Here is a 17,926-nt window from a genome sequence, read left to right as displayed (position 1 = left end):
AGCAATATGTTTTATATAAGCTGGTGTGTCTGCTTCACTATACCCATTACAAAAGTGCTTTGTACATGACCTACATTATCAATTTGACTGAGTTTGTTTACATGAAAATCATAGTAAGATTCCATATCCGTAGTAAGCACTTTTAATAAGAAATCAAATTCTCCAGAAATACTATAGCATTCCAAAATTTCTGGCATATCCATGATAGCCTTGATAAATTTGGAACCGGCAATTTTACTGTGCACCCGGAGCGATACATGACAAATCACCATCAGTTTTTTACCCAATTTGGCCGCATTTAATAAAGCTGTATACTGAGCAATAATGCCCTGCTGCTCCAGTCGTCGGATGCGGTCATGAACAGGTGTAGTACTCAGGTGTATTTGATCTGCAATTTCTCTTACGGTAATCCGCGCGTTATGTTGCAATAATTTTAGTATAGCCCAGTCTTTATCATCTAGCACAAGAGGCTCTGTAGTAACTTTTTCTTTTATCGTTTTAGTTTTAGACATAAAACATTATATTTTCCTAAAATAATATCAATTTACATTATTTTATCCTAAAATATCAAATTATACCTATTATTTTGTTCTTTAGAAGTAATTTTGCAGATGCTTTTCAAGGGGGTGGAGTGTATCACAATACGCATCAAACCTTAGAGCAATTTTCATTAGATAATTAAAATTTAAACATAACGTTACATATGTCTACTACAACAAAATCGCAAATCGACTTTGACCTGAAGTATAAAGTAAAAGACATTTCACTGGCCGATTGGGGTCGCAAGGAAATTCGTCTTGCAGAAGCTGAAATGCCAGGCTTAATGGCTTTACGTGAAGAATACGGTCCTTCTCAACCGCTAAAGGGCGCGCGTATTGCAGGCTGTTTGCACATGACCATACAAACCGCCGTACTGATTGAAACCCTAGTAGTACTGGGAGCTGAGGTAAGATGGAGTTCATGCAACATCTTCTCTACTCAGGACCATGCAGCTGCTGCTATTGCCGCTGCCGGCATTAGCGTATTTGCATGGAAAGGTCAAACTCAGGAAGAAGCAGATTGGTGTATAGAGCAAACCTTATTCTTTGGTAGTCCCGACCGTCCGTTGAACATGATTTTGGACGACGGTGGCGATCTTACCAATATGGTACTGGATAAATACCCCGAACTGGTACCTCATGTAAAAGGTATTAGTGAGGAAACCACCACCGGTGTGCATCGCTTATACGAGCGCATGGCTAAGGGAACTTTACCTATTCCGGCCATTAATGTAAACGACTCAGTAACTAAATCCAAATTCGATAACAAATACGGTTGTAAAGAATCGCTAGTGGATGCTATCCGTCGTGCTACCGATATCATGCTGGCCGGTAAAGTGGCTGTAGTAGGTGGGTATGGTGATGTGGGTAAAGGTTCTGCTGCGTCGCTAGCAGGTGCCGGATGCCGCGTCATTGTTACCGAAGTAGATCCGATATGTGCGCTTCAGGCCGCTATGGACGGTTATGAAGTGAAAAAAATGATTGATGCAGTAAAAGAAGCCGATATCATCGTTACTGCTTCAGGGTGCTGCGATCTGATCACAGGCGAACACTTCAAACTCATGAAGGATAAAGCCATCGTATGTAATATCGGCCACTTTGATGTGGAAATTGATGTAGCATGGCTGAACGAAAATTATGGGCATACCAGAGACACCATCAAACCTCAAGTGGATATTTATAATGTAGATGGTAAAGACATCATCCTGCTGGCCGAAGGTCGTTTGGTAAACTTAGGTTGCGCTACCGGTCATCCTAGTTTTGTTATGAGTAACTCTTTCACTAATCAGACACTGGCACAAATAGAACTGTGGAACAACCACAGCAAATATGAAAATAAAGTATATGTGTTACCTAAGCACCTAGATGAAAAAGTTGCTCGCTTACATTTAGCAAAAATCGGTGTAGAATTGGATGTTTTAAGCGATAAACAAGCCGCTTACCTCGGCATTCCTAAAGAAGGACCATTCAAACCGGATTTTTATAGATATTAATATTTTTCGCAATTCATTTTAGCTAACAAAATGAATTTCATTTAATTGATTTTCAATTATTTAAACCCGTCTCAAAAGGACGGGTTTTTAATTTTTTACAAAAAAAACAGATTGGATTTTTTTCACAAAAAACTGATATCTGTTAGCTTTGCTTTAGACCGATGCGGAGTACGATTTTATATATCATTGCTATCTTTCTCTTAACACTCTTTGCTTATAAAGAGGTAGTTGCAGACTTGCACATTATTTACACACAACAAGAAACAATTTGTGAATGTGAATCGGAAAATGCAGAAAGATCTCTGGAAGAAAGAGGAACTGAACATGAGCAAAAACTAATAACCGAAACATTCGCTTTACCACATTTTCCCGAACCTCAATTAGCCGAAAGACCTATTTATCAACCTCCCTATATCGGTACAGCTTATACCGGAACCATTACCCCACCTCCCAAATTCTCTCATTCCTAATCTATAGGACTACTTTCCAAGTATCCTCCCGATACGCAATTGTAAATTATGTAACTGTATCTGCGTGCAGTAAACTTTCAATAAACAAGTATACTGCAATATTATCAGATATAAATATGGCTCTAATATATAACCTTTAAAAATTTAATACAGATGAAACGGATATTTTTCGCATTGACATGTTTATTCACAACTACATTCATTTTCGCTCAGGTTGATAATCCAAATAAAGTCATCAAACTCGATCCTAATGTGCACCTGATTAGCGAACTAAAATTGGATCACAACAAGGAATATGGACTAAAAGCAAAGGATATTCAGAACCTATTCCCTTCCCTTGTAAAAGAAAAAAGAGTAAATGAAAGATTCGGGAAAAACGCTTATAGAACAAAAGTGATTAAAGTAATTGATGAAAAAGCATTAATCCCTGTTATGGCTGCCTCTATCAAAAAACAAGATGTAGCAGTGGATATTCTAAAGAGTAAGTTAGTTACAATTGAAAAAGAAATGTAAAAATTTCACTCTTTTGTTTCATAATCCTACAAAAGCCGCTTTATTAGCGGCTTTTATTATACAACCCATTTTTCGCCTGAGGCGTCAAAGTATAAATTACATTCATGAAAGCCTTGTGGGCCCTGCTCATCACTTGGCTGGCAATTACAGAAAGCGAGTAAGCTCCAATAGAACGATATGAAACCCCATTCGTCGGTGCCTAGAGGCTGACGGAAATTAACAAAGTAGGCTTAGGCAGTGGCAACTGGAGGTAAATTTTCCTTCATTGCCAATAACAAAAAGCTCAGGTTACTAACGGACCCAATATAGTAACTTACACTTTTGAAGATATCTAATATATTGTACCGGAGTATGTAGAAGCGTCGTATATAATCAAACCTTAGGTAATCTCATTTTGATTTATGTAAAAAAGCATAAATTTCATCTTATAAAAAAAGCAGTTATGAAGCGTATCATTTTCATATTAGCCATAGCCCTCCTCATGATGGGATGCGCATCTACGCAGAATGCAGCTACCACACAAGCCGAAATTGAGCAAAAGATCAATGAACAGCGCTATACATTCGTTGCACAAAGCGTAGTACCTACCGAAGACAGCCGGTTTAATCCGCGTCTTATGTTTCCTCAGGGTAATAATTTGTATCAACTTACTTCGAGGTACGATCTCAAAGTTACACCTGATTCAGTAACGGCTTACCTGCCTTTCTTTGGTCGCGCCTTCACTGCCCCGTTAGATCCTACCAAGGGTGGTATACAATTTACATCTACTAAATTCACCTATAAAAAGAATATTCGTAAGAATAATTTTCATATCACTATCTTGCCTCAAGATGTTTCGGAAATACAGAGTATCTATCTCACCATTTCACCCTCAGGATACGGTTCGGTACAGATTACCAGCACTAACCGTACCCCTATCTCCTATCATGGCATTATTGAAACCCCTTAATTCATATCAACAATTTTTCACATTTGTGAGTATTTAATGGGGTTTTAACGCCTTCATCCGCCGAAAAGGTTGTAATTTTGCCAGATGTTTGATACGGAGTACAGACCACTAAAAATAGCGGTTTTAGACTTAAACGCAGGACATCCGAATCAGGGCATGCGTTGTATCAGAGAAGTGGTACATCGCTGGGCGGCGGAAAAAAATGTCGATATCCTATACGATGTTTTCGACGTACGTGTGAAAAACGAGATTCCTGATCTTTCTTACGATATTTATATTTCCAGTGGTGGCCCCGGCGACCCTTTAAGCACAAGATTTGATGATTGGGATATACAGTGGAATCGTTGGTTAGGGGATGTAGTGCGATGGAATAATAACCCGGATAATACGATTAAAAAATTTGTATTTCTGATCTGTCATTCCTTCCAGCTGGCAGCTCGTTATTTCAATGCCGGGTTGATTTGCAAAAGAAAATCCACTTCATTTGGGACCTTTCCTGTGCATATCCTTCCGGAGGCAGTCGAAGATCCCGTTTTCCGCAATTTGAAGAATCCTTTTTATGCAGTAGATAGCAGAGATTTTCAGTTAATACAACCCAATATCGAATTATTGCACGATATGGGAGCCTATATCACCTGTATCGAAAAAGAACGTCCGCATGTACCCTACGAGCGCGCAGTAATGGGCATTCGTTTCAGCGATTATATCTTCGGCACACAATTCCATCCAGAAGCAGATGCCGAAGGCATGAGTCAGCATTTTCAAGAACCACAGAAACGCGAAACGGTCATTCAAAACCACGGACCTGAAAAATTAGCCCGTATGTTGGAACACCTCAACGATCCTGATAAGATTCATTGGACGAATAAAAATCTCATACCCAATTTTCTTAACGAAGCTTATAATCATTTGGGCGTTGAGGCGGCGGTGGCATCCACATAATTCGTTGGATATAAGCTTATGGTTTTTCTTTGAGAATGCGTAATTCCTTGGGATAATAATTATTGATGCGGGTAGGTAATACATTTACCCAACCCAAGTTATGCCCCCTATATCTGATAACATTCCAGCCGGCATCAAGTCCGGGTATCTCAATATTCTTCCTTTGTAGGTAAGCAATAGCAGTGCTGGCATCCACTTCTGTACCCGATACTTCAGTATGAATGAGTGGGCTCATGGCCAGCGCATGATCAGGAATAAATTTATTATGCACCAATGCTCCTGCCAGCGTACCTGAATAAACCACCCTCAGATGCTGTAGTAACAAATCATAATCTTCATACATTACTTTGGGCCAGGCATAAATACTTCCTTTTACATTCTGGAGTTCTTGCTCCGAAATATCCATCCACGAATCAAGCTGCATGGCCAACTGTCGCGTTACAGGCCGGCTTACAAAGCGGGTTTTATTCTTAAACTTTTCACCATCATTCTTCCGAAAAGCAGCAACAAAAAAACCTTCACCACGTAATAGATGGGGCCAGAAACGATAACCATAATTACGTAGCTGAGATGTCGTTTCTACAATATGCCATTCCGGCTTGGTATCTAAACGGATATTTGACAAACTGAATGCAGTCGACAGCCAATCCAGTATATCCTCATCTTCCTCCTTCGAATAGGAGCAGGTAGAGTAGATTATAATCCCATTCTCCTTCAATGCGGGCATTACATCGGCCAGAATCCTTTGCTGACGTTGACTACACAGGATCACGTTATTTTCGCTCCACTCCTTAATCGCATCTTCGTCCTTTTTAAACAAGCCACTGCCGCTACAAGGTGCATCCACTACAATCACATCGAAAAACCCCTTGAGCTTAGCAAAATCACGCGGATCATTATGGGTTACAATTACATTGTTACATCCCCATTTCACGATATTATCCTTCAATACATTCACACGCTGCCGGATCACCTCGTTGCTTACTAGCAGACTGCTTTTGGACAGTAAGGACTGAATAAGTGTAGATTTCCCTCCCGGCGCTGCACATAGATCCAGTATTTTTAAGGGTTTGGATAAATCCACCGTTTGCTGTAATACCTGCTCTATAAACATGCTGCTGGCTTCTTGCACATAATAACAACCGGCATGAAATAACGGATCAAATGTAAATGAAGGACGTTCCGATAAATAATATCCATGAGAGGACCAAGGAACCCTTTCTATGGAGCCGGAGAAAATATCATGGATTGCTTCCGACTTCTGTGGATGAACTCGAATGGAAGTAATGGGTGTTGCCGATGTATGCACGTTCAGAAAAGCCGCTTCATCAAAGCCTTCCACACCTTGCAACGATTGAATTAATGGCTGAGGGATTTGCACTTTTCGAAACAAATAAATCAGTTAAAAACGAATAGCAAAACGCTGTTTTTCTTTAAACTCTTTGCGAAAACTAATGATGCCAATATAGAACAAATCAATATCACAGGTCACCGCTTCATGTTGCACAATATTAGCCCAGGCATTATCCATTTCTTTGCTCCAGTGAATATCGTCAAATATTAGCAATGTATCATTATGCACATGGGGTAATAACTGCCTGAAATACCTTTCCGTCGGCTCCTGTCGATGATTACCATCGAGAAAGACAAAGTCGATACCTGGGTTTTGCATTAAAACAGACTCCAATATATCATCAAAATTACCTATAATACTTTCAACATTGGTAAGACCCAAAGCTGCAAAGTTCTCACGCGCTTTTGCAGCAATGGTAGATGCTCCCTCAATAGTGATCACTTTGGCCTGCGGATTGGCTAAAGCCAAATAACTGGTAGTAATACCCAAAGAAGTGCCTAGCTCCAGTATAGTGCGTGGCTGATAATACTTCACCATACGATACAGTAATTGACCAAACTTTCTAGGTTTTACTGTAGTTTTTGCGATAGAGGCCACACTTCTTCTGTTGGAAGATGTAATAGCAGAACCAGCTCCTAAGTCTTGTATCAGAAGTTCTGTGTTATCCGCCAACATGCGGGTACGTATCACTTCTACTCTTTCATAATCCTCATACTTCGTAAAATCGTTCATCACTTTTGTGATAAATTCAAATACAAAGGGCGAATGCGTTCCATGCCCTTTACTATTGGCAGCATGTATGTAAAATTGGAAATACTTAGCTGCAGCTTGTAATGGTGAATATACCAAGGGTACAGTCTTTTTTAAACGTTCAACAAAAACTCACATCATTTTCTTTCCCATAGCTCATACGTAAAATCGTATGCATGACGTTCATCTGCGGTATTCTTGATACTGCTTACCAAGCGCCACTCTTTTTCATCAATAGGTGGGAAAAAGGTATCGCCTTCTATCACCGTATCCACCCTAGTCATATATATCTTGTTAGCTTTGGGATAATACATTTTATAAATCTCTCCGCCTCCAATTACCATCAGCTCTTTCACGTCCATTTCCTTCACCAAAAATTCTACATCCTTCATTGTATTCAGTACGATCGCACCTTCAATCTTTAAATCCTTTTGCTTGCTTAGCACAATATTTTTCCTTCCTGGTAAAGGTCGTTTAAAACTTTCAAACGTCTTACGCCCCATCACAACAGGCATCCCCCAAGTAACATTTTTAAAATGCTTCATATCATCAGGCAGATTCCACACTAGCCCGTTATCCTTACCTATTACGTTGTTGTTGGACGCTGCTACTACCAGAGAGATATTCATGTAATACAAAATTAAAAATAATCGAATCCGTTTCAGTGCCCTTATACAGCAACCGGAGCTTTAATTGCCGGATGATGCTGATATCCTTCCAACACAAAATCTTCGTACCGAAAGTCGAAAATATTTTTCACCTCCGGATTAAGTTTCATGGTAGGTAATGGATAGGGCTCCCTACTCAACTGCAGCTTTACCTGCTCCAGATGATTGTTATAAATATGTACATCGCCAAAGGTATGAATAAACTCTCCTGGCTGCAAATCACAAACCTGTGCAATCATCATGGTAAGTAATGCATAGGATGCTATATTGAAAGGCACCCCTAAGAATACATCAGCACTCCGCTGGTAGAGCTGACAGGAAAGCCTTCCGTTCGCCACATAAAATTGGAACAGCGTATGACAAGGCATCAAGGCCATTTCCGCAAGCTCCCCCACATTCCAGGCACTAACAATCAGCCTGCGGCTATCCGGCGTTTTCTTTATTTGTTCAACTAGTTCACTAATCTGATCAATCACTTTACCATCCTTCCCTTCCCAGCTACGCCATTGTTTGCCATATACAGGACCTAGATTACCGTTTTCATCAGCCCATTCATCCCAGATGGTTACACCATGTTCTTTCAGATAACCGATATTCGTATCCCCTCTCAAAAACCATAACAACTCATAAATAATACTTTTTAGATGTACTCTTTTAGTAGTAACTAGGGGAAAACCTTTTTGCAGGTCGAAGCGCATTTGATAACCAAACACACTGATAGTACCTGTACCAGTACGATCGGTTTTCTGTACACCATTATCCAAAATATGCTGAAGTAGCTGAAGGTATTGTTGCATGGCTGCAATATAATGATTCTACCGCTTGTGTGGGTAGGGAAAAACTTTTATGTGGGCAAGCTGTTAATTGTGTATTTTTAAGAAAAACAATATGTCGGAACAAAATTATAACAACCATGTCCGTTACTACATACCGCATCACTTCGTTTTTTACCCAATTAGCTGTCTTCTACTCTTTTTCGGAGTTTACAAAGCCCTCAAAAGTGAGGGTGAGCTAGCGGCTGTTTGGTGGATGCTTACAATAATTCTAGCATTAATTATAGGGTTATCCTTTATGTTGAGACAGCATTATGCCCTAACGCTGCAAAATAGAATGGTTGTACTAGAAACGCATTTGAGGTATTTCAAGCTTACAGGGAAAGATTTTGAGCCAGTGGAACGTCGGCTAAGTTTTCAACAAATTGCAGCGCTTAGATTTGCATCGGATGAAGAATTTCTTTTCTTACTACAGAAAGCTGTGGATGAAAATACCGATCCCGCAACTATAAAGCGCTCTATCAAAACCTGGCGTGCCGATTACCGAAGGGTTTAAGCGCCTTTACGTCTACGGATTTCTTTTAAAATCAATTTCAATTCCCGACCGGTTTGTCCTTTTACGGACGTATTTTCCTGTGCACGGCGCATCAAATAAGGGATAACACTTTTGAGCGGTCCGAATGGCAAATATTTGCTCACATTACACCCCAATTGTGCCAGATTGAATGTGATATTATCACTCATTCCGTATAACTGGCTAAAGTTCACATGCGGATGGTCGAATGCAATACCCATTGTTTCCATCTGCTGCACTGCCAATAGATTACTGTTTTCGTTGTGAGTAGCTATGAGTACGGATACCTTGTCCAGATTATTTAGACATAGCGTAACACCTGCATCAAAATCGCGATCGCTAGCAGCCTTATCCGGCTGTATAGGTGATGGATACCTGAGCTTTTCAGCACGCTTTCTTTCCTTTTCCATATAAGCACCGCGTACCAGCTTGGCCCCCATTATAAACTTTCTTTCTTTACCGGCTTCAATACAATCATGAAGAAAGGCCAGCCTATCATGTCTGTAATGTTGTATGGTATTAAATATGACGGCTTTTTCTTTATTAAAGGAATCCATCATCAACATTACTAAAGCATCTATAGGATCCTGTATCCACGTCTCTTCTGCATCGACCAATACTCCTACGTTTTGCTTAGCAGCTCTCTCGCAAATACGCAACATGCGAGTTCTTACCCGATGCCATTCTTCGCGTTCTTGGGGTGTAATTTCTTCTAGAGCACAAAAATATCTCTTTATAAGAGACCCCTTTTTACTATGCATCAATGTATCGAGTTTCTCCAGCAACGCAAACCTAGCCAGCCCCGTAATTTTTATACTCATAAACGGGATGTTCGGCTGGGAGGCTGCATAATCGATTACCCGCAAAAACTCTGCAGCGGCATGATCATACTCATCTTCGCTTCCTTCGCCTCCTTCAGCACCATAGTCAAGAATAACATCTACATGAAACTTTCCCAAGGTATGGGCTACAGCTGCAGTTTGCTCAAGCGTTTCACCACCTGTAAATTGTCTGAAGATGGTTTTCCGGATAAGGCCACTAATCGGTAATCCCACTTTCATGGCCCAGGGAATTAGCGTAGTACCCACCTGCACCAGCATAGGGAGACTCATCATACGGAATAACCTACACGATCTCCTCAACTCCGCATCCGACAGGTATCGAAATGCGAATTCCGTGTTGTCAAAAGATATTGAAGCCATATTATTTTAAAAAATACAGCTACGCTCTTCAGATTTATATGAAATGACGAAGAGAAGTCGTAAAGTCTCTTCCTCTCAGATGCGGTTTATAGCAAACCTGCAAGTTCTAGACTTTTCTTTTTCAGTCGTCGTTCCTCAATACTTTCCAGAATAGAATCTGGTTCTAGTATTAAAGAAGTGCCATTTTCTTTCCACCAGGGGTTTTTCTTAAGTTTGAGTAGCGCGATTACTCCTGAGAGATATTTCCGGTCTTCCTGAGCATGCCATTGTTCTATCCATTCAAAATCATCGGTGGGCACAAATTTTATATCACTGAAGCTTACGTAGACGCGCAAATATATGTCATCATTCAATTGGTTGGGCTCATGATGATATAATTTTTTATATTCGTATTTATAATCATACCTAAGTGCAGACAAATCACTCAATACTGCTGAGGCTGTAGGAAAACTACCTGCGCCTTTTCCATAGAAAAATTGTTGATCGGCAAATCCGCTTTCTATCACCACTCCGTTATATTCGTTTCTTACAAACGATAAAGGATTATCGGCGGTCACGAACTGTGGCAGCACAAAAGCAGCCACGCCACCTTCCACCAGCTTTTTAGCTTGTGCTACCAGCCTTATCTGTTGACCTCGAGACTTGGCCACTGCCGCATCCGATTTATGTATGTTTTGTATTCCTGTAAAGAGAATTTGATCGGGTGTGGTAACAATCCCATAAGCATGACATAAAAATATCGTCCATTTGTTCAGTGCATCGTATCCTTCCACATCCAACGTAGGATTACTTTCGGCAAAACCCTGCTGTTGTGCTAGTAATAAAGCCTCTCTGAAGCCAAGACGCTCATCAAACATCTTCGTCAAAATAAAGTTGGTACTGCCGTTTACAATAGCCCGGATACTATGTAATAAGTCGTTATCGTAGTATTCTTCCAGATTTCTAATAGCCGGAATGGATGCACATGCGGAAGATTCATATAGGAAGGAACGGCCGGTTTTTTGTTGTAGTTCCAATAACTCCTGCAGATGCTCTGCTATCATCTTTTTACTGGAGCTCACTACATCCTTTTTGTTCAGCAATGCTGTTTTTACGATATCAAATGCTGCATTTGCATCATCGATAACTTCTACGACAACATTAATTTCTTCATCCTGCAGTATTTCGTCTTTATCAGTTGTGAACAATGATGAAGGAGCATTTCTTTTTTTATCAGGATGCTTGATACATACTTTTTTAATGTATGCACTTAAGGAGGGGGTTTGTTCCAGCACTCTGTACAAGCCTTCTCCCACTACTCCAAATCCAAACATTCCTATTACTAGCTGTCTATGTTTGCTCATTTATGTATAGATTATATAAATTTCAATATAGTTATAACCCTATCCGTGCGTGTAAATTATTTACACAATTCTCCCTGCTCAATAAAGCTACTGATAGCTGCAGTGAGCTGCTCAAATTCAAGCAAGAATCCATCATGTCCATAATCAGAATTAATCAGTTTTACACGGGCATTGGGAATATGCTGCGCCAAAAACTCCTGCTCATACAATGGGAATAATATATCACCTTCCAAGCTTAACACTAAAGTCTTGGCTTTGATAGTATGCAATGCAGCTTGCACACCGCCTCTGCCTCTTCCCAGATTATGGGAGTCCATACTTTTAGTAAGAGCATAATAGCTAAATGCGTTGAATCTTTTTGAAAGCTTTTCGCCTTGATAACGCTGATAGCTTTCGCTTCTGAATCCTTCTATCATTTCATCATTGAGGTCAGCCTGGGTTTTATTATAAGCGATATCGGTGCGATAAGATAGTAACGCAATACTGCGTGCTACTTCCAGACCTTTTTTTCCGGCATCTTCTTTCTTTTCCCACCAAGTACTGTCTGCTTCAATAGCAAACCGTTGCGAAGCATTGAATGCCTTTCCCCATGGAGAATGAACCGCATTCGTTGCAATGGGTATAATATAGGAAAACAGATCTGGATCCTGTACAGCCCACTCCAATAACTGTTGCCCTCCTGTGCTGCCTCCAATACCAATTTTTATTTTATCGACACCAAGCTCTTTTTGCAACAAGCGATAAGCCTGTACCATATCTCTTATGGTAAAGAAAGGAAAATCGTGATAGTAGGGTGCGCCCGTATCGGGATTGATGTCCAGCGGACTAATACTTCCATAACAGCTACCCGGCATATTCACACAAATGATAAAATACTTGGCTGGATCAAATACACGTCCTTCCCCCACCATTTCCGGCCACCATTCATGTGGTTTGCTGTTAGCTGTAAGAGCATGGAATATCCATACCACATTATCTTTATTTTCATTCAGCTGACCATACGTAGTGTAGGCCAGATGCAGTTTCTGCAAAACTGCTCCACTTTCCAATTGAAACGCTCCTGTGTGTGTAAATATCTTATGATCCATATTTTTTAGAAACTGCCTCACCGTACCAACTGCACTGATGAGGCAGTTGAAAGTAACTCTGTATTAAGCGAAAATGTTAGCAAATGCTTGTTCGAAATCGGCTTTAATATCATCGATGTGTTCAATACCCACGCTGATACGAATCAAATTATCCAGAACGCCTGCGCTCTTTCTTTCTTCTTCTGTAAGCTGTTCGTGGGTGGTAGAAGCTGGATGAATAGCCAGTGTTTTAGCATCGCCCACATTTGCCAAATGGCTTACCAGCTTTAGATTATCGATGAACGCACGTCCTTTTTCAAATCCACCTTTAATACCAAACTGGAGTACGCCACCCGCACCTTTAGGTAGATATTTCTGAGCCAAATGGTAATACGGGCTGCTTTCCAATCCCGGATACCATACGAACTCTACTTTATCGTGAGCCTCCAGCCACTTAGCCAGCTCCAAGGCATTATCTACGGTACGTTGTACACGCAACGACAGTGTTTCCAATCCTTGCAACAACAGGAAGGAGTTGAACGGGCTTAAGCAGGCACCAAAATCACGCAATCCTTCTACTCGGGTACGAATGGCAAATGCAATATTGGGGAGCCCTAACGGATTGCCTTCGCCAAAAACTTCCCAGAACTTCAGTCCATGATACCCTTCCGAAGGTTCAGTAAACTGCGGGAATTTACCATTACCCCAATTGTAATTACCGCCATCGATAATAACGCCTCCAATACTGGTACCATGACCACCAATCCATTTGGTAGCAGAATGTACCACTATATTAGCGCCATGTTTAATGGGCTGGAACAAATAGCCTCCCGCACCAAACGTGTTATCTACAATCAGCGGAAGATCCACTTCTTTTGCCAGTGCCGCGATTTTTTCAAAGTCGGGAACATTCAGTCTGGGGTTACCCAATGTTTCTAAGTAAATAGCTTTGGTTTTATCATCAATCAGTTTTCTGAAGCTTTCGGGATCATCAGCCTCAGCAAAACGCGCTTCGATACCCAAACGCTTGAAAGAAACTTTAAACTGATTATAAGTACCCCCATAGAGGAAAGAACTGGTTACAAAATTGTCTCCGGCCTGTAAAATATTGTTGATGGCCAAAAACTGAGCTGCCTGACCTGAAGAGGTGGCCACAGCCGCTACCCCTCCTTCCAATGCTGCCATGCGTTGTTCAAACACATCGGTTGTGGGGTTCATGATACGTGTATAGATATTACCAAACTCTTTTAGACCAAAAAGATTGGCTGCATGTTCGGCATTCTTGAACTGAAAAGAAGTGGTTTGATAAATAGGAACAGCACGGCTACCTGTTGTAGGATCCGGTATCTGACCTGCATGTACCTGCAGGGTCTCAAAACGTAAAGCGTTACTCATAAAGTGAAGTTTTTTAAGTTAATGCGTGAAAAATAAATTGTGAAAACTAAAAACCAGAAGTGAAAGACTTTAAAAGTCCAAAAGAAGATATGTTGCTATGCCCCGAAAGGCATACAACAGCAGCAACAACACATCATGTGTGTGAAGCAGTTATGAGCGATATGATAATATTGTTTTTGCAACATGTCCTCTAAAATTTTCTCAATTTTTAGTCTAAAGGTTCCGTTCCAGATCCTTATCAAGAGGGCATTTACGAAAAAAGCCCTCCTGTAAGCAGGAGGGCTTCAAATATGTTTGAATACATCACATTCTAACCAATATTGAAACTTCCAGCTTATCTTTCTACGCTTACAGCGTAGTAGGAATTGGCACCTTGTTCCGCGTCACTGAAACAGGTTGCCAAGGCTTCATTGGGCCTATACCCTCTGCCTTTCTTGATAAGTTCCTGATCTACATCAGGATTCAAAGAACCACGTCGGCCGCTGCCAACGAGGTGCAAATATAATACATTATTCCAAATAAAAAAGTTAGAATTGAGAACGCTATGCTGCCTACCACCAACACGGGCACGTGTGCAGAAATAAATGGTTACGACTAAGCAGCTATAGGGTTGAAAAATGATGGATAATAAAAAAGCTCCACAAAGTGGAGCCTTTATTGTTTAATACTTTTAGACTTAAAACTTATAGCCAACAGTAAGTCCAAAAGCAGTGTTGTAAAACTTTGATTCACTATTAGGGTTTAATTTTACTAACCCCCGATTGAAATTCAGGTTGAAAGAAAGCCCCATACCTAGCTGGTAACCTACCAACAATTTTCCACCGGCATCAAATTTTCTGAGTTCTTCGCCCTCCTCGAAAATATCATCCCAATGATACTTAGTAGACCAATCTACTCCTCCAATCGTCCCCCCCATCTTTACCTTTCCAACTCCCAATCCAATATAAGGACCAACCCCCAACAATAAATTCCCATTTCCTAATGTAGGCTGAAATTGGAAAGTTACAGGAACTTGAACGTAGTTTAATTGCATATTTTCAATTACCCCCACTTTAGACGTAGCTCCATTTTGCACATAGAGTACACCGGGCTGCAAAACAAGATAATTACCCAGATTGAAGTCATAAGTTACGCCAGCCTGAAAGCCCGTTCTCAATTTCATATCCTCTGCATCTTTACCTGCGATAGTTGCAAAGTTCACTCCCGCATTCAATCCCAAACGTCCAGCTTGAGCATGAGATGGAACTGCAGCCACACTAAAGGCCGCAAAAAAGAGTCCTCCAAATAATAGTTGTTTTAGTTGCATACATTGTATATTTAAAAATCCATAAATGAGGTGCAAAGTTATATTATAATCAATCATATTACAAAATATATTGTAATACTTTCTATAAGCACCTCTTTTTAACTCTTGCCAACCTCACAATATATGCTAATCATATAAAGAAAAAGCAGTAACAAGGAATCTCGTTACTGCTTGGATAAACCTCATTTCAACACTTCAATTAGAATTACGGAGTTATTCTTAATTAGAATTTATAACCTACAGTAACGCCAAAAGAAGTATTGTGCAACTTTTCATCTTTGTTATCAGATAGGTTGGCCAAACCTAAGTTCGCATTTAGATTGAAAGAAAGCCCCATGCCCAATTGATAACCTACCAGCAGTTTCCCACCGGCGTCAAATTTTTTGAAGTCCATATCTTTCCAATCCATGCTGGCCTTGTTATTGGCCCCTTCTACATATGCTTTAGTTTTTATTTTACCTACACCAAATCCTACGTAAGGACCAACCCCCAACAACAGATTGCCAGTACCTACAGCAGGTTGATATTGGAAAGTAACAGGAACTTGAATATAATTCAGATCCCATCTTGCATCAAATTCATCACCTTTTACTTTACTACCGTTTTGAACATAGCTTATTCCAGGTTGTAATACGAATTCATCGGACAGACCGATATCGTAAGTCACTCCTGCCTGAAAACCGGTTTTCAGCTTGGTACCCTCTGCATCCTTACCATTAATATTGGCAAAGTTGACACCGGCATTGATACCGAAACGTCCGGCTTGAGCATTTGCTGGAACAGCTGCAACACTAAAAGTTGCAAGCAATAGTCCTCCGAATAATAATTGTTTTAGTTGCATACATTTTATATTTAAAAATCAATAAAGGAAGTGCCGATTTATACTATTATCAATTATTTACAAGCATATTATATTATTTCCTATAAGCATCTCTTTTTAACTCTTGCCAACCTCACAATATATGCTAATCATATAAAGAAAAAGCAGTAACAAGGAATCTCGTTACTGCTTGGATAAACCTTATTTCTACACTTCAATAAGAATTACGGAGTTATTCTTAATTAGAATTTATAACCTACAGTAACGCCAAAAGAAGTATTGTGGAACTTTGCATCTTTGTCATCAGATAGGTTGGCTAAACCTAAGTTCGCATTTAGATTGAAAGAAAGCCCCATGCCCAATTGATAACCTACCAGCAGTTTCCCACCAGCATCAAATTTTTTAAAGCCCGCATCTTTCCAATCCATGCTGGCCTTGTTATTGTCCCCTTCTACATATTCTTTAATTTTTATTTTACCTACACCAAATCCTACGTAAGGACCAACCCCCAGCAACAGGTTACCAGTACCTACAGCAGGTTGATATTGGAAGGTAACAGGAACTTGAATATAATTCAAATCCCGTCTTCCTTCCGCTTCATCATCTTTTATTTTAGTACCGTTTTGAACATAGCTTACTCCAGGTTGTAATACGAATTCATCGGCCAATCCGATATCGTAAGTTACTCCTGCCTGAAAACCGGTTTTCAATTTGGTTTTTGTAGCATCTTTACCTTTAATGGATGCAAAATTACTACCGGCAAAAACGCCAAAACGACCGGCTTGAGCATTAGCTTGAAGAGCTGCAACACTAAAAGTTGCAAATAATAGTCCTCCGAATAATAATTGTTTTAGTTTCATACGATTTGTTTTTAAAAGCTATTTATTAGTTATTAAAGTAAATGAATAAGGGGTTCATTTACTTTAATCAAGTAGTCTTGGTTTAAACTTTTATGTTAATGGCCAGCTTCTCGCGCAGCATCAGCTTTCATTTTTTCATTAGCTGTAATTATAAACTCCACGCGACGATTTTTAGCCCGCCCTTCAGGAGTATCATTGGAATATTTAGGATGTCTAAAGCTATGTCCTACAGTTGTCAGACGATGAAGATCAATTCCATGATCACTCAAATAATTGGCTACTACAGAAGCCCTTCTTTCCGACAATGCCTGATTATACTTTTCAGTACCGGTATTATCGGTATGGCCCTGTATTTCAACGTCTGTATCCGGATATTTATTCAAAATCTTAATCAAATCATTAAGGGTCTCTTTAGAAGCTTCGGTAAGATTTGCCTGGTCGAAGCCAAACAGTACGGCGCTGTTAAATTCCACTACAATCCCTTCCTCCACACGCTCTACCTTGGCCGTAGGAATTTCCTGTCTGATTTCTTCGGCCTGCTGGTCCATTTTTTTACCAATAATGGTACCCGCTGCGCCCCCTACAACTGCTCCAATAACGGCCCCTAATCCGGCATTACCTGCAGCTTTACCAATTACGGCGCCCATGGCAGCGCCACCTCCTGTACCAATTATAGCTCCTTTCTGGGTACGGTTCATGCTATCACATCCTGTTAGCATTATGCCAGCTAACGCGGTTGCAAATAAAGTTGCTTGTGCTATTTTCATTGTGGTATATTTTAATGAGTTTATGGCTTTGTTTAACTGAGGGGATCTACGTTTTGATTTATGTATATAAATTTAAGGTATTTACAAAAAACTAAGACACAATTTTTTACGATTGCAAAGATAAATAAAATTCATATCAAT

The 17,926-nt window shown here is 40.1% G+C and carries 19 protein-coding genes and 1 riboswitch; of the genes, 6 read left to right on the top strand and 13 right to left on the bottom strand.

Features of this window, described 5'->3' with window-relative positions; translation table 11 throughout:
- Positions 1-11: 11 nt before the first annotated feature.
- The gene (locus PIECOFPK_RS07385; RefSeq protein WP_330974327.1) at positions 12-512 is read right to left on the bottom strand and encodes an Lrp/AsnC family transcriptional regulator; all 501 of its coding nucleotides are present in this window, start codon (positions 510-512) and stop codon (positions 12-14) included.
- A 191-nt stretch (positions 513-703) separates the two neighbouring features.
- On the opposite strand from PIECOFPK_RS07385, the gene ahcY reads away from it, so the two are divergent.
- From ahcY to PIECOFPK_RS07360, 5 genes are all read left to right on the top strand, one after another.
- Positions 704-2,032: an adenosylhomocysteinase gene (gene ahcY, locus PIECOFPK_RS07380; RefSeq protein WP_409965490.1), complete on the top strand. Its 1,329-nt coding sequence runs from the start codon at positions 704-706 to the stop codon at positions 2,030-2,032.
- A gap of 161 nt (positions 2,033-2,193) precedes the next feature.
- Positions 2,194-2,502: a hypothetical protein gene (locus PIECOFPK_RS07375; protein ID WP_409965489.1), complete on the top strand. Its 309-nt coding sequence runs from the start codon at positions 2,194-2,196 to the stop codon at positions 2,500-2,502.
- Positions 2,503-2,655: 153 nt separating this feature from the next.
- Entirely contained in the window at positions 2,656-3,015 is a 360-nt protein-coding gene (locus PIECOFPK_RS07370) for a hypothetical protein (RefSeq protein WP_409965488.1), read from the top strand.
- Between the two features lie 442 nt (positions 3,016-3,457).
- Positions 3,458-3,964 carry a DUF4251 domain-containing protein gene (locus PIECOFPK_RS07365; RefSeq protein WP_409965487.1) on the top strand — a complete coding sequence of 169 codons (507 nt, stop codon included), beginning with the start codon at positions 3,458-3,460 and terminating at the stop codon, positions 3,962-3,964.
- 84 nt (positions 3,965-4,048) lie between these two features.
- Entirely contained in the window at positions 4,049-4,906 is an 858-nt protein-coding gene (locus PIECOFPK_RS07360) for a type 1 glutamine amidotransferase (RefSeq protein ID WP_330974332.1), read from the top strand.
- A gap of 16 nt (positions 4,907-4,922) precedes the next feature.
- Here the strand turns inward: PIECOFPK_RS07360 and PIECOFPK_RS07355 are convergent, their stop codons facing one another.
- The 4 genes from PIECOFPK_RS07355 to PIECOFPK_RS07340 are packed head-to-tail and all read right to left on the bottom strand — an operon-like array spanning position 4,923 to position 8,475.
- Positions 4,923-6,299: a methyltransferase RsmF C-terminal domain-like protein gene (locus tag PIECOFPK_RS07355; RefSeq protein ID WP_409965486.1), complete on the bottom strand. Its 1,377-nt coding sequence runs from the start codon at positions 6,297-6,299 to the stop codon at positions 4,923-4,925.
- 9 nt (positions 6,300-6,308) lie between these two features.
- On the bottom strand, positions 6,309-7,109 hold the full coding sequence (locus tag PIECOFPK_RS07350) for an O-methyltransferase (protein ID WP_409965485.1): 801 nt from the start codon (positions 7,107-7,109) through the stop codon (positions 6,309-6,311).
- 38 nt (positions 7,110-7,147) lie between these two features.
- Positions 7,148-7,639: a dihydrofolate reductase gene (locus PIECOFPK_RS07345; RefSeq protein ID WP_330974335.1), complete on the bottom strand. Its 492-nt coding sequence runs from the start codon at positions 7,637-7,639 to the stop codon at positions 7,148-7,150.
- A 41-nt stretch (positions 7,640-7,680) separates the two neighbouring features.
- Positions 7,681-8,475 (bottom strand): thymidylate synthase, encoded by a 795-nt coding sequence (locus PIECOFPK_RS07340; protein ID WP_330974336.1) that lies wholly within the window; start codon positions 8,473-8,475, stop codon positions 7,681-7,683.
- Positions 8,476-8,566: 91 nt separating this feature from the next.
- Between PIECOFPK_RS07340 and PIECOFPK_RS07335 the strand changes: the two genes are divergently transcribed.
- On the top strand, positions 8,567-9,007 hold the full coding sequence (locus PIECOFPK_RS07335) for a DUF6526 family protein (protein WP_330974337.1): 441 nt from the start codon (positions 8,567-8,569) through the stop codon (positions 9,005-9,007).
- Here PIECOFPK_RS07335 and PIECOFPK_RS07330 read toward each other — a convergent pair.
- The 8 genes from PIECOFPK_RS07330 to PIECOFPK_RS07295 form a co-directional block, all read right to left on the bottom strand.
- Positions 9,004-10,227, bottom strand: a complete 1,224-nt coding sequence (locus PIECOFPK_RS07330; protein WP_409965484.1) for a proline dehydrogenase family protein — start codon at positions 10,225-10,227, stop codon at positions 9,004-9,006. The two genes, PIECOFPK_RS07335 and PIECOFPK_RS07330, sit on opposite strands and share 4 nt — an antisense overlap.
- Positions 10,228-10,313: 86 nt before the next feature.
- Entirely contained in the window at positions 10,314-11,570 is a 1,257-nt protein-coding gene (locus PIECOFPK_RS07325; RefSeq protein WP_409965483.1) for a homoserine dehydrogenase, read from the bottom strand.
- A gap of 56 nt (positions 11,571-11,626) precedes the next feature.
- A complete protein-coding gene (gene metX, locus PIECOFPK_RS07320) occupies positions 11,627-12,658 on the bottom strand; it encodes a homoserine O-acetyltransferase family protein (protein WP_330974340.1) in 1,032 nt (343 codons plus the stop codon).
- Positions 12,659-12,721: 63 nt separating this feature from the next.
- On the bottom strand, positions 12,722-14,032 hold the full coding sequence (locus tag PIECOFPK_RS07315; RefSeq protein ID WP_409965482.1) for an O-acetylhomoserine aminocarboxypropyltransferase/cysteine synthase family protein: 1,311 nt from the start codon (positions 14,030-14,032) through the stop codon (positions 12,722-12,724).
- A gap of 331 nt (positions 14,033-14,363) precedes the next feature.
- Positions 14,364-14,476: riboswitch (SAM riboswitch) on the bottom strand.
- A gap of 232 nt (positions 14,477-14,708) precedes the next feature.
- Complete coding sequence (locus tag PIECOFPK_RS07310; protein WP_409965481.1) at positions 14,709-15,338, bottom strand: porin family protein; 630 nt, start codon at positions 15,336-15,338, stop codon at positions 14,709-14,711.
- A gap of 223 nt (positions 15,339-15,561) precedes the next feature.
- Positions 15,562-16,179, bottom strand: coding sequence for a porin family protein (locus PIECOFPK_RS07305; protein WP_409965480.1), 618 nt, complete (start codon positions 16,177-16,179; stop codon positions 15,562-15,564).
- A 221-nt stretch (positions 16,180-16,400) separates the two neighbouring features.
- Positions 16,401-17,018 carry a porin family protein gene (locus PIECOFPK_RS07300; protein WP_409965479.1) on the bottom strand — a complete coding sequence of 206 codons (618 nt, stop codon included), beginning with the start codon at positions 17,016-17,018 and terminating at the stop codon, positions 16,401-16,403.
- Positions 17,019-17,113: 95 nt separating this feature from the next.
- Positions 17,114-17,785, bottom strand: a complete 672-nt coding sequence (locus PIECOFPK_RS07295) for an OmpA family protein (RefSeq protein WP_409965478.1) — start codon at positions 17,783-17,785, stop codon at positions 17,114-17,116.
- Positions 17,786-17,926 lie beyond the last annotated feature (141 nt).

The organism is Chitinophagaceae bacterium C216, from assembly GCA_028485475.2.
GTDB classification, from domain to species: Bacteria; Bacteroidota; Bacteroidia; order Chitinophagales; family Chitinophagaceae; genus Niabella; species Niabella composti.
Note: the sequence above shows the minus strand (reverse complement) of the source record. Positions and strands in the feature narration are given on the sequence as shown.

Bases quoted from the DNA above. Each gene is read 5' to 3' on its own strand.
- PIECOFPK_RS07305 (WP_409965480.1), bottom strand. From the start codon at position 16,179: ATGCAACTAAAACAATTATTATTCGGAGGACTATTGCTTGCAACTTTT.
- PIECOFPK_RS07310 (WP_409965481.1), bottom strand. From the start codon at position 15,338: ATGCAACTAAAACAACTATTATTTGGAGGACTCTTTTTTGCGGCCTTT.
- metX (WP_330974340.1), bottom strand. From the start codon at position 12,658: ATGGATCATAAGATATTTACACACACAGGAGCGTTTCAATTGGAAAGT.
- PIECOFPK_RS07385 (WP_330974327.1), bottom strand. From the start codon at position 512: ATGTCTAAAACTAAAACGATAAAAGAAAAAGTTACTACAGAGCCTCTT.
- PIECOFPK_RS07370 (WP_409965488.1), top strand. From the start codon at position 2,656: ATGAAACGGATATTTTTCGCATTGACATGTTTATTCACAACTACATTC.
- ahcY (WP_409965490.1), top strand. From the start codon at position 704: ATGTCTACTACAACAAAATCGCAAATCGACTTTGACCTGAAGTATAAA.
- PIECOFPK_RS07295 (WP_409965478.1), bottom strand. From the start codon at position 17,785: ATGAAAATAGCACAAGCAACTTTATTTGCAACCGCGTTAGCTGGCATA.
- PIECOFPK_RS07325 (WP_409965483.1), bottom strand. From the start codon at position 11,570: ATGAGCAAACATAGACAGCTAGTAATAGGAATGTTTGGATTTGGAGTA.
- PIECOFPK_RS07365 (WP_409965487.1), top strand. From the start codon at position 3,458: ATGAAGCGTATCATTTTCATATTAGCCATAGCCCTCCTCATGATGGGA.
- PIECOFPK_RS07315 (WP_409965482.1), bottom strand. From the start codon at position 14,032: ATGAGTAACGCTTTACGTTTTGAGACCCTGCAGGTACATGCAGGTCAG.
- PIECOFPK_RS07300 (WP_409965479.1), bottom strand. From the start codon at position 17,018: ATGAAACTAAAACAATTATTATTCGGAGGACTATTATTTGCAACTTTT.
- PIECOFPK_RS07335 (WP_330974337.1), top strand. From the start codon at position 8,567: ATGTCGGAACAAAATTATAACAACCATGTCCGTTACTACATACCGCAT.
- PIECOFPK_RS07345 (WP_330974335.1), bottom strand. From the start codon at position 7,639: ATGAATATCTCTCTGGTAGTAGCAGCGTCCAACAACAACGTAATAGGT.
- PIECOFPK_RS07375 (WP_409965489.1), top strand. From the start codon at position 2,194: ATGCGGAGTACGATTTTATATATCATTGCTATCTTTCTCTTAACACTC.
- PIECOFPK_RS07330 (WP_409965484.1), bottom strand. From the start codon at position 10,227: ATGGCTTCAATATCTTTTGACAACACGGAATTCGCATTTCGATACCTG.
- PIECOFPK_RS07340 (WP_330974336.1), bottom strand. From the start codon at position 8,475: ATGCAACAATACCTTCAGCTACTTCAGCATATTTTGGATAATGGTGTA.
- PIECOFPK_RS07360 (WP_330974332.1), top strand. From the start codon at position 4,049: ATGTTTGATACGGAGTACAGACCACTAAAAATAGCGGTTTTAGACTTA.